This is a genomic window from Novosphingopyxis baekryungensis DSM 16222 (assembly GCF_000420305.1).
Taxonomy (GTDB): Bacteria; Pseudomonadota; Alphaproteobacteria; order Sphingomonadales; family Sphingomonadaceae; genus Novosphingopyxis; species Novosphingopyxis baekryungensis.
In genome coordinates this window covers 406352-422380 of the sequence record NZ_ATUR01000002.1, presented here as the reverse complement: position 1 = coordinate 422380, position 16029 = coordinate 406352, and the positions used below count along the sequence as shown (strand labels likewise).

The 16029-nt window shown below is 62.7% G+C and carries 15 protein-coding genes; 6 read left to right on the top strand and 9 right to left on the bottom strand.

What is annotated here, in order from left to right; all coding sequences use genetic code 11:
• Positions 1-25: 25 nt before the first annotated feature.
• Together G410_RS0102075 and G410_RS15235 are read left to right on the top strand one after the other, a co-directional pair.
• Positions 26-865: a hypothetical protein gene (locus G410_RS0102075; protein ID WP_022672002.1), complete on the top strand. Its 840-nt coding sequence runs from the start codon at positions 26-28 to the stop codon at positions 863-865.
• Positions 866-974: 109 nt separating this feature from the next.
• Positions 975-1619 carry a YceI family protein gene (locus G410_RS15235; RefSeq protein ID WP_022672001.1) on the top strand — a complete coding sequence of 215 codons (645 nt, stop codon included), beginning with the start codon at positions 975-977 and terminating at the stop codon, positions 1617-1619.
• On the opposite strand, the gene folP is transcribed toward G410_RS15235, so the two are convergent.
• The 5 genes from folP to glmM form a co-directional block, all read right to left on the bottom strand.
• A complete protein-coding gene (folP, locus tag G410_RS0102065) occupies positions 1603-2682 on the bottom strand; it encodes a dihydropteroate synthase (RefSeq protein WP_022672000.1) in 1080 nt (359 codons plus the stop codon). The genes G410_RS15235 and folP overlap by 17 nt on opposite strands.
• Positions 2683-2721: 39 nt before the next feature.
• Positions 2722-3891, bottom strand: coding sequence for a site-specific DNA-methyltransferase (locus tag G410_RS0102060; RefSeq protein WP_022671999.1), 1170 nt, complete (start codon positions 3889-3891; stop codon positions 2722-2724).
• Positions 3892-4116: 225 nt separating this feature from the next.
• Entirely contained in the window at positions 4117-4698 is a 582-nt protein-coding gene (locus tag G410_RS0102055) for a ribonuclease HII (RefSeq protein ID WP_022671998.1), read from the bottom strand.
• The gene (locus G410_RS0102050; RefSeq protein ID WP_028970952.1) at positions 4695-5837 is read right to left on the bottom strand and encodes a bifunctional hydroxymethylpyrimidine kinase/phosphomethylpyrimidine kinase; all 1143 of its coding nucleotides are present in this window, start codon (positions 5835-5837) and stop codon (positions 4695-4697) included. The genes G410_RS0102055 and G410_RS0102050 overlap by 4 nt, the downstream gene beginning before the upstream one ends.
• Positions 5834-7174: a phosphoglucosamine mutase gene (gene glmM / locus G410_RS0102045; RefSeq protein ID WP_022671996.1), complete on the bottom strand. Its 1341-nt coding sequence runs from the start codon at positions 7172-7174 to the stop codon at positions 5834-5836. The genes G410_RS0102050 and glmM overlap by 4 nt, the downstream gene beginning before the upstream one ends.
• Before the next feature lie 92 nt (positions 7175-7266).
• On the opposite strand from glmM, the gene G410_RS0102040 reads away from it, so the two are divergent.
• Positions 7267-8661: an alanine/glycine:cation symporter family protein gene (locus tag G410_RS0102040; protein WP_022671995.1), complete on the top strand. Its 1395-nt coding sequence runs from the start codon at positions 7267-7269 to the stop codon at positions 8659-8661.
• Positions 8658-9650, top strand: coding sequence for an aldo/keto reductase (locus G410_RS0102035; protein WP_022671994.1), 993 nt, complete (start codon positions 8658-8660; stop codon positions 9648-9650). The genes G410_RS0102040 and G410_RS0102035 overlap by 4 nt, the downstream gene beginning before the upstream one ends.
• 92 nt (positions 9651-9742) lie before the next feature.
• Here G410_RS0102035 and G410_RS0102030 read toward each other — a convergent pair whose 3' ends face one another.
• From G410_RS0102030 to G410_RS0102015, 4 genes are read right to left on the bottom strand one after another with little or no spacing between them, the layout of a single operon-like run.
• Positions 9743-10411 (bottom strand): NnrU family protein, encoded by a 669-nt coding sequence (locus G410_RS0102030; protein ID WP_022671993.1) that lies wholly within the window; start codon positions 10409-10411, stop codon positions 9743-9745.
• A 36-nt stretch (positions 10412-10447) separates the two neighbouring features.
• Complete coding sequence (locus tag G410_RS0102025; protein WP_022671992.1) at positions 10448-11842, bottom strand: amidohydrolase family protein; 1395 nt, start codon at positions 11840-11842, stop codon at positions 10448-10450.
• A complete protein-coding gene (locus tag G410_RS0102020; RefSeq protein WP_022671991.1) occupies positions 11839-13230 on the bottom strand; it encodes an amidohydrolase in 1392 nt (463 codons plus the stop codon). Before G410_RS0102020 ends, G410_RS0102025 begins: the two co-directional genes overlap by 4 nt.
• Positions 13231-13237: 7 nt before the next feature.
• Positions 13238-14905 (bottom strand): peptide MFS transporter, encoded by a 1668-nt coding sequence (locus G410_RS0102015; protein WP_022671990.1) that lies wholly within the window; start codon positions 14903-14905, stop codon positions 13238-13240.
• Between the two features lie 49 nt (positions 14906-14954).
• Here G410_RS0102015 and G410_RS0102010 point away from each other — a divergent pair, with 49 nt between their 5' ends.
• A complete protein-coding gene (locus G410_RS0102010) occupies positions 14955-15617 on the top strand; it encodes a nitroreductase family protein (protein WP_245559280.1) in 663 nt (220 codons plus the stop codon).
• 61 nt (positions 15618-15678) lie between these two features.
• Complete coding sequence (locus tag G410_RS15230) at positions 15679-16026, top strand: GntR family transcriptional regulator (RefSeq protein ID WP_022671988.1); 348 nt, start codon at positions 15679-15681, stop codon at positions 16024-16026.
• Positions 16027-16029 lie beyond the last annotated feature (3 nt).

Below are 16029 nucleotides of genomic sequence, written 5' to 3'. Positions count from 1 at the left end.
GGCAGTTGTCCGAGACCGAGATTTTTTGCCGCAGATTCAAACTTTTTCAGGATTATCCGCGCCGGAGCCTGCGCTGACGCTGCGGGAACGTCTGCGCGGTGCGCTGGGTCATCGTGCGGCGGGCATTGCGCTCACTCTCGCGCTTGAAGCACTGCTCGTCCTTGTCCTGCTGACCTTTGGCCCGCGCATCATCGAACCCAAGCGCGTGGCGGAAACCACGACCGTTCTCAACATCGACGCGCCGCCCGCCCCGCAGCCAGCCGAAGCGCCGCCGGAATTTGCGGCGGAGGCGCCGGGAGAGACGGCCCCCACCCCACCCGATCCAGTGCCGAGCGACCCGGAGCCGGTTCAGGCGCAAAAGCCGGATACGCCGCGCCCAGACCGCGTCCCGCCGCCGGATGTGCAGGTGACCAAGCCGCCCGCGCTCATTCCGATGACGCCGAACCAGATGGCAGCGGCGGATCTCAGCAAGATGCCCGCCCGCCCGGCCAAGCCTGCCGCGGGCAAGCCGATGATGGGGCCGGTGGGATCGGCACGGTCCAGCGATACCGCGCGCGTCGGGACGGCGCCCAATGGCGAACCGCTTTATGCCGCGGCCTGGTATCGCGAGCCGACCGAGCAGGAGATGCGCGGCTATCTGTCCACCGCGCAAGGCCCCGGCTGGGGCTTGGTCGCGTGCCGCACGGTGGCGGAATTCCGGGTGGACAGCTGTGTCGCGCTCGACGAGACGCCGGGCTCCAACATCAACCGGGCGGTGCTGGCCGCGGCCTGGCAGTTCCGCGTGCGCCCGCCCCGGCTGGGCGGCGAGAATAAATATGGCACCTGGGTCCGTATCCGCATCGATTATGGCAACCGGTCGGGTTGACCTGGCGCGTGGGCTGTCCGGGTGCAACTCGGCGTCCATCCGGAACCGCTGGGCGCACCAGCCCTTCTATGGCAGAGCCGCCGATACATTCACCCGGAGCCATAAACCCATGAAAATCGTCCACGCCGCCGCCCTCGCCCTGTTCTCCACCGTCGCCGTCGCGGCGCAGGCGCCCACCACCCCGCCCGGCACAGCCGACATGTCCAAAGTGACTGGCGGCACTTATGAAGCCGATCCTGCCCATACGCTGGTCGCATGGACCGTCGATCATTTCGGGATCACGCCCTATTCCGGCCTGTTTGGCGATGTCAGCGGCACGTTGACGCTAGACCCTGCCGATCTTGCCAATGCCTCCGTCGACATGACCATCCCTGTTTCAAAGGTCACCACGGCCAGCGCCGGACTGACCGATCATCTGCTTCGTCCTGGCAAGGATGGTGGTGACCCCGATTTCTTCGGCGCGGACCCTTCCAGTGCGCGGTTCGTGTCCACCTCCGTGGTGCCCGATGGAAAAGATGCGGTCGTACTCGGCAATCTGACCCTGAACGGCATCACCAAGCCCGTCGCGCTCGATGTGAGCTTTTACGGTGCCGGGACGATGCCTGAGACCATGGGCGGCAAGAAGCAGATCGGCTTCCACGCCACCGGCTCCATCCTGCGGAGCGAATTTGGCATTGGCTATGCCATCCCGATGGTCAGCGACAAGGTCGATCTGGATATTGTCGCCGCCTTTGTGGCTACGCCCGCGCAGTAAGCGCGGCATCGCGCAGGCCGCGCCATATGCGCGCGGCCTGCACCGTTTCCGGCACATCATGAACGCGCACGATCTGCGCGCCCGCCTCTATCGCCTTCACCGCCAGATAGAGTGATCCGCCAAGGCGTTTGTCCGCAGGCGCTTCATTGGACAGAGCACCAATCATGCGTTTGCGGCTCGCCCCGACAAGGATCGGGCAGCCCAGACCGTGGTAGAGCGTAAGATTGTTGAGAATGGCGGCATTTTCCGCCACCGACTTGCCAAAGCCAAGGCCGGGATCGATGATCAGGCGGCTCCGCTCGATACCGGCCTTGATCAGCGTCTCCACGCGCGCCTCCAGCCAGTCATACACCTCCAGCGCGGCATCGCCATAGGCCCCGCCTTCATGCGGATCGGCCCCTTGGCTGGGCGCATGCATGATGCAGATCGGCACGTCATGCGCCCTGGCGACTTCCAGCGCGTTCGGATCGTGCAGCAACGCGGAAATATCGTTGATCATATGCGCGCCAGCGGCCAGCGCAGCCTCCATCACGGCGGCTTTGCGGCTATCGATCGATACCGGTGTGCCCGACCGGGCCAGGCGCTCGATGACCGGCTGGATGCGCGCAATCTCATCGCCTTCCCAGACCACCGGTGCGCCGGGCCGCGTGGATTCGCCGCCAACGTCCACAAGGGAAACGCCATCGCGCGCCATGTCCACACCCGCAGCGGCTGCCGCTTCGGCATCATCGACGAACCGCCCCCCATCCGAGAAGCTGTCCGGCGTGATGTTAAGGATGCCCATGATGTGCGGCTGGTCGAGGCGTAGCACACGCTCGCCCAAAGTCAGCGCGGCGCGCGGCCTGGTTAGATTCCGCCAGATCGCGGCGGCGCGGTTTTTCTCGTCTGCAGTCAGCGCGTCGATGGCCGCCGGCACCGCCGCCGTGTCGATCAGGCGGCGGGTCCCATCCTGGATCCACTCAACCTGCGCGAACCACAGCATGGTGCCCGCCAACCGCTCGGTCCGGCCGTCATGGCGCTGCGGACTTTCAACGAAGGAAACGGGGCGGATATAAAGGGTCATGCGTGTTCCGCCTCCTTCGCTTGTTGCAGGCGAGCGACGTTATGCCTCCGTCGCCAGAAGATATGTCTGCCGTAGCGCATCGACCGGCTGCAAAGCGCCATCATCCCCTTCGAAATGCCAAAAAGTCCAGCCATTGCAACTCGGCGCATTTTGCAGTGTCGCGCCCATTTTGTGCAGGCTCGCGGTCGCGCCGCCGCTTTCCAGCGACCCATCCGCGCGAACGGTGGCAGTCAATTTGCGTTTCTTGCACCAGAGCCGCACCCCGGCCTTCAGATAGCCGGTTTCCACCAGCGTGCCGAACGGCACCTTGGGCTGGTTGCGCGGGCTCTGCATGGTTTTCAGCGCGCTTTCATCGAGCGGCAGCGCGGCATCGATCCGCTCCTGCGCCACCTCGCAATAGCCATCCTCCCGCTCGATACCGATCCACTGCCGCCCCAGCCGCTTGGCGACGGCGCCCGTAGTGCCGGTGCCGAAAAAGGGATCGAGCACGATGTCGCCGGGATTGGTGGTGGCCAGCAGCAGGCGATAGAGCAGCGCCTCAGGCTTTTGCGTGGGATGCGCCTTGTGGCCATCCTTCTTCAGTCGCTCCTGCCCGCCGCAGATCGGGAACGTCCAGTCGGACCGCATCTGCAGCTCATCGTTCAGGGTCTTCATGGCGCGATAGTTGAAGGTATATTTGGCCTTCTCCGAATGCGCGGCCCAAATGAGCGTTTCGTGCGCATTGGTAAACCGCGTGCCACGGAAATTGGGCATGGGATTGGATTTGCGCCACACGATGTCGTTCAGGATCCAGTAGCCCAGATCCTGCACCGCCGCGCCCACGCGGAAGATATTGTGATAGCTTCCGATCACCCAGAGCGATCCCGACGGCTTCAGGATGCGCCGCGCCTCGGCCAGCCAGGCGCGGGTAAAGGCATCATAGGCGGCAAAGGTATCGAACTTGTCCCAATCGTCCGTCACGGCATCGACATGGCTGCCGTCAGGCCGGTGGAGATCGCCGCCCAGCTGGAGATTATAGGGCGGATCGGCAAAGATCATGTCTATGCAGGCATCGGGCAATGCGCGCATGGCCGTGATACAGTCCTGCCGCAAAATCTGGCTTAGCGGCAGATCCGCAGGCGGCGAAACCGGCGCCTTTGCCTTGGCCCGCGGCGCAGTCTTCTCACGCACGCGCGGCGCAATGGTCGTCAGTGCCTCGATGGCCCCCATAAGTCTCCCTTCCCCTTTCGAGATCGGCCATCAGGGTGAGTCCACCCGGCCTGCAGGTCAAGCGGCTTGATCCTGCACTGGAAGCGCTAAACGATGGTTAACGCATCGAGAACGAAGCGAGTCCCCCACGACATGTGGGGCCTGTGGATAAGTCGAGTCGCCATATTTTGGGGTGTGGCGCAAAGGACTCGAGCACAAAAATAAACGACTTTGGTTAACGCCCGATCAGATCAGCGTCAGCTGCGCGACCGGGGCAAAGCTGCGCCGATGCAACGGGCACGGCCCATATTCGCGCAGGGCGGCCAGATGATCGGCCGTGCCATAGCCCTTGTTCCGCTCCCAGGCATAATGCGGATAATCGCGCGCCGCCTCTTGCATCAGGGCGTCGCGATGCTCCTTTGCGATGATGGACGCCGCAGAGATGCAGCGTTCCTTCAAATCACCTTTCACGATCGCGCGGGCTGGCCAGCGCCATTCCGGACGGCGCCCTACAGGCGTGAGATTGCCGTCGATCAGCACTTCTGACGGATCGCAGTCAAAATCGTCGCACAACGCTTGCACCGCGCGCGCCATGGCCAGCATCGTGGCCTGGAAAATATTGAGCGCGTCGATTTCCTCCGGCGAGGCCAGGCCAATACCCCAATGGCACCGTTCCCGGATACGCCGGGCCAGCACCGCACGCCGCGCGGCCTTCAGCACTTTGCTATCGGTCAGGCCGCGAATATCCTTGCCGCGCAGCACTACGGCAGCGGCAACCACCGGCCCGGCCAGCGGCCCGCGCCCGGCCTCATCCACCCCCGCGATCATGATGCCATGCGCCAGGGCGGATAGCGCCGCATCTCCCCTGCAAAATACAGGCACAAGCGATGCCCATCGGGATCGCGCAGGCGCGCCTCACGCCAGCCCCAGCTGCGATCGGTTGCCGGTTCATCGAACAGGACGCCAGCATCGCACAGAGGCTGGATCAGAGCATCGAGATCGAGGCATTCGAAATATACCATCGTATCGGCTGCCTGCACCCGATCGGTCTGGTGCAGGGAAAAGGTCGCGCCGCCCGCCGTCTCGAACCGGGCATAGCGTGGCGGCGCATCGACAATCTGCCGCAATCCCAACTGGCGGTAGAATGCGCAGGAGCGCGCATAGTCCGTGCAACCGAGTGTGATCTGATTGAGTGCCGGCCCCAAAGCAGGAGCGTCGAGACGGACATCCTGGAATCCCATGGGTCCGTTCCGGGCCACATAGTCCGGCGCCGCGTGCAGCGCGATGCGCACGAACATGCGCGCGCGCGTGATGGCCTGCTCCATCGCCATGCCCTCCCCCAGACCCAGCGCGATGGCACTGCCCAGCGTACAGCCCGTGCCATGGGCGTGGCGGGTATCGATGCGATCGTCGGTCCAGATCGTCTCGCCATCTTGTGACAGCAAACGGTCCGTTATGGTTGGTCCGGCGGCATGCCCGCCCTTGACCAGCAAAGCCGTGGCGTGCCGCAGAACCGCCTCTTCACCGCCCAGCGCGTCCAGTTCGGGAATGTTCGGCGTGGTGAGCGTGGCCACATCCATCAGCCTTGCGAAAGCGGCAACCACATCGTCATCGGCCAGCACGGCACCGCTTGTGGCGACCATAACCGGATCGAGCACGATCGGTACGGATATGTTTGCGCCAAGATACTCGGCCAGCGCATGCGCCGTATCCGCGCTGCCGATCATGCCGATCTTGACTGCATCCACACCGATATCGTTGACGCAGGCCGAAACCTGATCGAGCACCATCTGCGTGGGAATGGGGTGGATCGCGGAGACGCCGCCGGAATTCTGCGCGGTTACCGCCGTGATCGCGGTCATGGCGTGCCCGCCAAGCACGGTCACCGTCTTGATATCGGCCTGAATGCCCGCGCCGCCGGAACTGTCCGATCCGGCGATAATCAGAATGCGCGCGTTTTGGCTCACGCCGCCGCCTGCACCGCGTCGCAAATGCGATCGACCACGGCTTTCACCTGCCCCTCATCATCGCCTTCCGCCATCACGCGGATCAACGGCTCGGTGCCGGATTTGCGGATGACGAGCCGCCCCTGGCCATTCAACTCACCTTCCGCATCGGCAATACAGGCCTTCACGTTCGCGTCCTCCAGCGGCGAGCCGCCGACATAGCGCACATTTTTCAGAAGCTGCGGTACGGGCTCGAACAGATGCAGCAGCTCGCTGGCGGGCTTCTGATGCGCCACCAGCTCCGCCAGAACCTGCAGCGCGGCGATGGTGCCGTCTCCCGTCGTGGCATGATCCAGCATGATCATATGGCCCGACTGCTCACCACCCACATTCATGCCGCGCTGTCGCATCAGTTCCAGCACGTGGCGGTCGCCCACCTTGGCGCGCAACAGATCCAACCCTTCGCTTTTCAAAAAGCGTTCGAGCCCCAGATTGCTCATCACCGTGGCGACGATGCCGTCGCCGCGCAGCAGGCCGCTGCGGCTCCAGCTGCGCCCGATCAGTGCCATGATCTGGTCGCCATCGACCTGCCGTCCCTTTTCATCGACCACAATCAATCGGTCCGCATCGCCGTCCAACGCAATGCCGATGTCCGCCCCGCAGGCGACAACCGTGTCCTGCAACGCTTCGATATGCGTCGATCCGCACGCCTCGTTGATGTTGCGCCCGTTGGGCTCCACGCCAATGGTGGTAACCTTGGCACCAAGCTCCCAGAATGCGGATGGCGCCACCTGATAGGCCGCACCATTGGCGCAATCGATCACGATATGCAGGCCGTCGAGCCGGACATCTTCGGGCAGCGATCCCTTGACCGCGTGGATATAGCGGCCACGCGCATCTTCCACACGCCGCGCGCGCCCGATATCGGGCGCATCGGCCAGATCGATATTGCCACCGGTCAGCAGGGCTTCGATCGCCTTTTCGTCCCGGTCGGAAAGTTTGAAGCCGTCGGGGCCGAACAGCTTGATACCATTGTCTTCATAAGGATTGTGGCTGGCGGAAATCATGACCCCAAGGTCCGCGCGCATGGAAGAGGTCAGCATGGCCACTGCCGGTGTAGGGATCGGGCCGAACTGTATCACGTCCATTCCCACGCTGGTAAATCCTGCGACCAGCGCATTTTCCATCATATAACCGGACAGGCGTGTGTCCTTGCCGATGACGACGCGGTGCTTGTGATCACCGCGCAGGAAATGCTTGCCGGCCGCCTGCCCCACCTTCATCGCGATTTCCGGTGTCATCGGCGCGCTGTTCGATCGTCCGCGGATCCCGTCCGTCCCGAAATAGCTGATGGACATCGATACTTTCCTCGCAATGGTCGTGAAATGTGCAGGCTTGGCCAAATCTCCTAGCGCCTCTAGGGCGAGCTATCCAGTTGGGAAAATGATCTATGCTCGCCTTCGTCAACAATCTTATCGACGGGCTTTCCACTCTCGTTTTTACCCAGATCAGCCTGTTCGGCATCGCGATCGAGGTGGTCGTTCTGTGGCTGGCCGTCCCGATGATCTTCTTCACGGCCTATCTCGGTTTCGTGAATGTCCGGCATCTCGGCACCGGATTTTCGATTATACGCTCCCGTTTGTCCCAGTCGGACGAGCCTGGCCAGATCAGCCAGTTTTCCGCGCTGACCACCGCCCTCTCGGCAACCGTGGGGCTTGGCAATATCGCCGGTGTCGCCATCGCGCTGACGGTTGGCGGGCCTGGCGCGGTATTCTGGATGTTCTGCATCGGCTGGTTTGCAATGACGCTGAAATGCGCGGAAGTGACATTGGGTTTGCGCTACCGTGAAGTGGATGCCGACGGCACCGTTCGCGGCGGGCCGATGTATTCGATGAAGAACGGCTTGAAAGGCCGCGGCTGGGCCAAGACCGGTCTGATCATGGGCGGGGTCTATGCCGCTTGCGCGCTGCTTGGTGCATTGCCGCTGATCCAGGTCAACCAGAGCTACGTTGCCGTGGCCGATGTGTTCGGTTTCGCGCAGACTGACCAGAACGCCTGGACTTACGGCATCGCCATGTCGGTCATCGTCGGGCTCGTGGTCATCGGCGGGGTGGGCTGGCTCAGCCGCGTCACCTCCTTCGTGGTGCCGGCCATGGGCGCGGTCTATCTGCTGGGCATATTTGCCATTCTGGCGATCGGCTATGATCGCATTCCAGAAGCGCTGGCCCTCATCGTGCGCGATGCCTTTACCGGCGAGGCAGCGGCTGGCGGCGCGATCGGTGCATTCGTGATCGGCATGCGCCGCGCGGTCTATTCGTCCGAAGCCGGCATTGGCAGCGCGGTGATAGCCCACAGCCAGGCGCGCACGAAGGAACCGGCGTCCGAAGGGCTCGTGGCGCTGATCGAACCGTTTATCGATACCGTCGTGATCTGTTCACTGGGGGCCCTTGCCATGGTCGTGGCCGGAACCTATGCCGGAAATCTGGAGGGAATCGAAGTGACCGTGGCCGCCTTCCGCACGGTCTCCCCATGGGCCGTCTATATGTTGGCGGTGGCCGTCTTTCTGTTCGGCTATTCCACGCTATGTGCCTGGGGCTTCTATGGCGAGCAGGCCTGGGCCTATCTCTTCGGGCCGAGCGATCTGGCACGGCGCATCTATAAGGCCGTCTATATACTCGGCTTGCCGGTCGGCGCGGTGCTGGACCTTGGGCAAGTGGTCAAGCTGGTCGATAGTGCCTTCATTCTGATGGCCCTTCCCAACATTCTTGCGTTGTACCTGTTCGCACCGGAAATAAAGCGAGAGATTTCCGGATATCTCGCCCGCAGGAAAGAAGATTTGGCATGAAGACGCGTACGCTCGGAAACACCCTCACGGTATCGACACTCGGCCTCGGCTGCATGCCGATGGCGGGCATTGGCAGCGCGATGTATGGCACCGCCGACCGCAAAGAGAGCTTCGCGACCATTGACCGCGCGATCGAACTTGGCGTGACCTTTTTCGACACCGCCGAGGTCTATGGTCCCTATAAGAACGAAGAACTGCTGGGCGAGGCCATTCGCGGACGGCGCGACCGGCTGGTGATCGCCACCAAATTCGGTTTCGCCATTCAGGATGGTGAGGCGAAAGGCACCGACAGTCGGCCGGAGAATGTCCGCGCCGCGGCAGAGGGTTGCCTGAAACGTCTCGGTATCGACGTGATCGATCTTTATTATCAGCATCGCGTCGATCCGGATGTGCCGATCGAGGACACGGTCGGTGCCATGGCGCGGCTGGTCGAGGAAGGCAAAGTTCGCTTTCTTGGCCTTTCGGAGGCGAGCGCGGACAGCATTCGCCGTGCCCACGCCACCCATCCGATTACGGCCCTGCAGAGCGAATATTCACTGTGGGAACGCACGATCGAGGAAGAGATTTTGCCGCTGGTGCAGGATCTGGGCATCGGTTTCGTGCCCTACAGCCCGCTGGGCCGCGGTTTTCTGACCGGCCAGATCAAGAGCTTCGACGATCTGCCGGAAGGCGATTATCGCCGGAATGATCCGCGCTATCAGGGGGCCAATTTTGCGAAGAATCTGGAGCTGGTCAGCGTGGTGGAAGCGGTGGCCGCGCGCCACAAGCGCTCCGCCGCGCAGGTGGCGCTGGCCTGGCTACTGCATCAGGGCGATTTCATCGTCCCCATCCCCGGCAGCAAACGCCGCGCCACATTGGAAGACTCCATGGCGGCAGCGGACCTTGCATTGACTGGCGAAGATCTGCAGCAACTCGACGACGCGGCCCCGGTCGGTGGTACGGCTGGCCCGCGCTATGGCGACCGGGCGATGAGCATGGTCAGGCGGTAAATCTTCGCGCCAAGGCTACTCGTGGCATCGTCGTGGAGGTGATCGCAGCGAAATATGTCTAATTTGTACAAACATACATCCGTTCCGAATGTTTACCCTATCCACCGGAATACACCCGCGCCCAGCACGCCGAACCAGCGGTGGCCATACATGGCGATGATCCAAAGCGCCGTGCCGCCCGTCAGGGCAACCGCGCCCGGCATCGCAAAGCCGCGTGCGAAGGGCCAATAGCTTGTGCGAGAAACCCAGCGTTTCCAGTCTGCGCCCATCAGGCGCTTCTTCTTGCGGTCCTGCAAGGCCGCACCCACCAGCGCGAGAATGATGATCGCGCCGCATAAAGCAAAATTGGCGGGCCGTGGCGCTATCAGAATATGGACCACGCCCCAAAGCGCAAAGCCCCACATCATCGGATGCCGCGTGATGGCGAAAACGCCGCGTGCGGGCCGGTCGCTGGCCTTGGTCGCCTGCATGCCAGGCAAGGCGGGGTTGCCGATCAGCGACCCGGCAAACAGCACCGATGCGAGCCACATCAGCACCGTGGCCAGCGCCCATAGGCCATCGCCTGGATCCCACGCCCCTATCGCATAAGGAACGGCTTTATAGGCCGTGATCATCCAGAAAAGGGTCGCGGCGGATATGGCCGAATAGACGGACATGAAACCGCCTTCGCCAAAAAGACGCACCATGGATGCGCGCAGCGGGTGGCTCATCAGAAAATGGCTTCCGACGAAGGCGATGGCGGCAATCAGGAGCATGGTCATGCGGGCCTGCTCTCCTGTCTCGCCGCTTGCCGCACGCTAGCGTTCGTAGGCCTTGGGCAGCACGCCTTCTTGCGGGGTGCGATAACGCTCGCGCAGCCGCGCCTGCCGGTTGTCGAGCGACTGCTCGACGCCGTCGATCCACACGCGCTCGGGCGTGCTGCTGAGTTCCAGCGGATCGCCGGACCAGAGCACGACATCACCCGCCGCGCCGACCCGCAAATGGCCGTAGCGATCGCCCACGCCCATGATATCGGCGACATCGCCGCTGATGGCGGCAAACGCCTCGTCCCAGGTCAGACCCGTGGCACCCGGCACCTTTTGCAAGCCCACCAGATTGCCGGCATATTGCGATGCATAGCGCAGCTGATGCGCATCATTGTCATCGATCATGCCGATGGCGACCTTTACGCCCGCATCGCGCATGCGCCCGATGTTGGATTGCGTGGCCGCCAGCTGCTCGAACGAGGCCGGGAGATCATTGAGTGCCGATGCGATGACCGGCACGCCGGAAGCGGCAATACGGTTCGCCACGCGCCAGCCTTCACTCGCGCCGACGAGCACGAGGCGCAGATTCGGAAATTCCTTCTTGAGATCGAGCGTGCGTAGAATGTCGTTGGCGCTTTCCACATGCACCAACAGCCGCTGTTGCCCCTGAACGACGGGCACCAGCGCCGCCGCGTCGAAACGGGTCAGCAGCACATCCTGCGGACGATCAGCATTGCTTTCCAGCATCCGCAGATCGGGCGAGACGTCGCTCAGACGCTGTCCTTCGCTTTGGGCTGCGCCGCCGCCGCGCACATTGGCGCGGTTACCAAAATCGCGGGCTTCGCGCAGCGCATTGCGGAACAGCGTATGTGCCGCAGCGCGGCTGCCGCCCGCTTCCCGCGCACCGCGCTCGCCCATTTCGGCAAACTGGAACGCGCGCGGGATGGTGACCGCATCGAAATCCTCGCCCAGATCGACCAAGGCGCCCTGTCCGGCAAAAATGCTCGTTGCCGCATCGGGCGACACCACGGCGCGGGTGACGCCAGCGGCCCGGCTGACGGAAAAGGCGGTGTCTGTCGGATTGATGGCAGGCGCCACGTCGATCGACGCGTTGAACGGCGAGCTATTGGCCTGCGTGTCGTTCGTGCCCGAAACGGCATCGACTTCGACCAGGCCGACACGGCTGAAACCGGCGAAAATGCCAGGCGTCACATATTTGCCGCCTGCATCGATCCGTTCCGCGCCGGCAGGCACGGCGACGCTGGAGCCAGCGGCAACCACCTTGCCGTTCTGAATGACGATGGTGCCATTTTCGATAGGTGCGCTACCGTCTCCGGTAATCAGTTTCGCGCCGGTGATAGCATAGGTCTGCGCAGCCAGCGGAGCGGCCGCGATCGCGAGACCGGCAAGCAGCGCTGCGCGCAGAGATGTCGTCGGAGCACTCATTTCACATCTCCCGCACCGGGCTGGCCCAGTTCGAAATCGCTCACCGCCCGGCGCGCCGGATCGTCGGCATCGTATAGCAGAGCGCCGTCCACCCACACCTTTTCGGGGCGCGAATAGACGCTGAGCGGATCGCCGTTCCACAACACGACATCCGCCATCTTGCCGGGCTTCAGGCTGCCGGTCTTGTCTTCAATACCCAGCGCCTTGGCGGCGTTGTAGGTCAGCCAGCGGATGGCTTGTGCATCGCTGATCTGAATGCCCATGCGCCGTCCATCGGCCAGGGCCTTGGCCGCTTCCTGGTTGAGCCGCTGGATGCCGTTCTCGTCATCGGAATGAATGATGACGCAAGCGCCCGTATTCTGCAGGATCGCCGCATTTTCCGGGATCGCGTCATAGGCTTCCATCTTGAAGCCCCACCAGTCTGCCCAGATCGCCGAGCAGATATCATTCTCCCGCAGCAGATCGCCGATCTTGTAACTTTCCACAGCGTGGTGGAAGGCAGTGATCTTGTATCCGGCCTCCTTGGCCATATCGATCACCTGCGCCATTTCGTCGGCGCGGTAACAGTGATTGTGAACCAGGATCTTGCCGTCGAGCACGCCGGACAGCGTCTCATTGCCCAGATCATATTTATGGTCCTTGTTGTCGCGATAGGCGCGCGCATCGGCCCAGGTCTGCCGGTTGACGGCAAAATTGCCCATGCGGGTGGAGGGTTTGCGCCCGCGCCCGCCATAGACGCGCTTGGGATTCTCGCCGCAGGCCATCTTGAAGCCATAAGGCGCGCCGGGGAATTTCATGCCCTGTACGGTGCGCGAATAGACATTTTTCAGCGTCACCGAACGCCCGCCCATCAGATTGGCCGACCCGGGCAGGATCTGAAGCGATGTGATGCCGCCATTGGCCATGGCGCGGCTGAAGCCGGGGTCCTGCGGCCAGACGCTATGTTCGGCCCATACATCCGGCGTCGTTGGGTCGGTCGCTTCATTGCCGTCCGAGTGCGCCTGCACGCCGGGGCTGGGATAGACGCCCAGATGGCTGTGCACATCGATAATGCCGGGCGTCACGAACTTGCCGGTACCGTCAATCTCGATAGCGCCCGCGGGCGCTGCCAGATTGCCGTCTCCCACCGCCAAAATCTCGCCGCCGCTCATCACCACCGAGCCATTGTCGATCCGCGCGCCTTCGCCATCATAGATCACGACATTGCGCACGACGGTGGGTGTCGAGGGATAGGCGCGGTAGGTGGAGGCAAAGGGCGCCTCCCCGGCGGCCAGTGCCGTCGGTTGCTTGTCCGCCTTGCTGGATGCGCTGGCCGTCGATCCGCCCGTATTGGCGCATCCGCCCAGCGCGATCAGCAGAGCTGCCGCTATTCCCGTGGTGCTTTTCATATCGTCCTCAACCGCGCGTGGTGGGGTGGATGCCGGCAGCCTGCGGTTCGCCCGCCTCGCGCTGCCCTTCCAGATCGTCGCCGACGTCATCGTCGCGCAGCGTATCGAGATGCATCAGTTTCTTGACCAGCGGCGAGACAAGCATGACGAACACGCCGATGCCGATCGCGAGCAGGCCGATCGACCAGTACACGCCGAGCGCGCCTTCACGCGTCATCGCACCACCTTCACCGCCCTCGCCCATGATCGAGCCGAGCAGACCGGCGACGAAATTGCCGCCCGCCGTGCCGAAGAACCAGCCGGCCATCATCAGGCTCGCCATATGGCTCACCGACAGACGGTTCATCGCCGACAGGCCGACCGGGCTGAGGCAAAGCTCACCGGTGGTCGAGAAGAAGTAGAACAGGAAGATGAACAGCACCGGCACCATCGCCGCCGCGCTGATCGAGTTCGCGCCCCAGACCAGCACCACGAAAGCAAAGCCCATCTGCACGATGCCCAGACCCATTTTGGCAGGCGTGGACGGCTCCCAGCCCTTCTTCGCCAGGAACGGCCAGAGCGCGCCGAAGATTGGCCCCATCAGGATGATGTAAATCGGGTTGATCGACTGGAACAGTGATGTCGGCACGCCAGCCCGGTCGACAAAGCGATCGGTGAACAGATTGATCGATCCACCAGCCTGCTCGAACAGGCCCCAGAAGACCGGTTGCAGCAGGATGAGGAAGATCATGGCGAACACACGGTCGCGCGCATCCTTGTCCAGCTTGAACGCTTCTTTGAGCACGTAGAGAAGCAGCAGCGCACCGGAGACCAGCATCAGCCAGCCGACCACGGACTGATACTGGATCAGCGCCCATATGATCGCCACGCCGACGAAACCGAGGATGTAGAGAAACCATTCCAGCTTCATGCCCATGACCGAGCTTTTCAGCTTGGCCGGCACCGGCGGTTCGCCCTGGCCGAGCAGCAGCGGCTTGCCGATCACGAAGACGACCAGGCCCAGCAGCATGCCGATACCCGCCGCGCCGAAGCCATAGGCCCAGCCCAGCGTCTCACCGAGATAGCCGGCAATGATCGTGCCGACCGCCGCGCCAACGTTAATGCCCATGTAGAAGATGGTGTAGGCGCCATCGCGGCGGATATCCGTGCGGGGATAAAGCTGCCCCACGATGACCGAGATATTGGCCTTCAGGAAACCCGAGCCGACGATGATGAACGCCAGCGCCAGCCAGAAGATGTTGAGCGCAGGGTCATTGGCATAACCCGTGCCATCACCCTCGAAAGCCATACAGAAATGGCCGATAGTGAGCAAAACCGCGCCGAACAGCACCGCCTTGCGCTGACCGAGATACCGGTCCGCCAGCCAGCCGCCGAGCACCGGCGTAATATATACCAGCGAGGTGTAGGCACCATAGATGAAGTTCGCGTCCCCATCGGAATAAAGCCAGTGCTTGACGAGATAGAGCGTCAGCAGCGCGCGCATGCCGTAATAGGAAAAACGCTCCCACATTTCGGCGAAGAAAAGGATGTAGAGGCCCTTGGGATGGCCGGCGAATTCCTTCTTCGGCTGGGTGACGGCATAGGCCCCCAATACGAGGAAGAAGATCAGCGCGACCGAGCCGCACGCAGCGATCCAATCGCCTTCATTCCATAGACCAACAGCTTTAAAGCCCACGCTACACCCCTCTGAAAAGTCATTTCCGCCCGCGCTTCTGGCGGGTCCTATGGGCGGGCAACCTAACGTAAAAATTGCGGCTGTGAAGAAGATTGTTGCCGAAGTCGGATCGTGTCGTCACCTTGGCTCCATGACCTTTAACGATCTCTCCTCGCCGCTCCGCTATCTGGAGACCCGCCGCTCGGCCAAGCCACGCGAAATGGGTGGTACCAGGCCGGGTGCCGACGAATTGCGCGGCTTTGCACGAATTGCGGCACGATCGCCCGACCACGGGAAACTGGCACCGTGGCGCTTTACCATCATTCCGGATGACCGCCGTGCGGCGTTCAAGGCGTTGTTGGAGCGCGCGTTTCTCACCGCAAATCCAGACGCGCGGACGGCATCAGTCGATGCGGCCTGCCAGATGGCAGATTATGACGCTGCCATGATCATCATCAGCTTCGAGCCGGTAGACAGTCCAAAAATTCCCCTTTGGGAGCAGGAGCTGAGCTGCGGCGCAGCGGGCATGAATCTGTGCCATGCCGCCAATGCTTCCGGCTATGTCAGCGGATGGATCACCGGATGGGCAAGCACCGATCCCACTGTCCGACGCACCTTCTGTTCTGCCAGTGGACGAATTGCCGGCCTCATGTTTATCGGATCACATGCCGGCGCCATGGAAGAACGGGAACGGCCGGACTTCGATCGCATCATCCAGCGCTGGGACGGTTAGGCCTCACTTTCCGGATTGGATTACTTGACCTGCCCCACTGTATTATGGCACCCATGCACATATGGCAGAACCGCAAAAACCCGTCTATCTCCGCTTACGTGACATCATCGCTGCGGCCATCCTCGATGGAAGCTATGCGGACGGCGACGCCCTGCCCTCGGTACGCAGCTTTGCTGCGGATCAAGGCGCGAACCCGCTGACGGTGGCCAAAGCCTACCAGACCTTTCAGGACCAGGATCTGATCGAGGTGAAGCGCGGCATTGGACTGTTCGTCGCCAAAGGCGCATCCGCCAAGCTGCGTCAGCTGGAGCGAGCGCGGTTCATGCGGGAAACCTGGCCGCCGGTGCGTGAGCAGATGGCCCTGCTCGATATCCGTTTGCCGGACCTGCTGGAACGGGAAAAGGCCTGAACC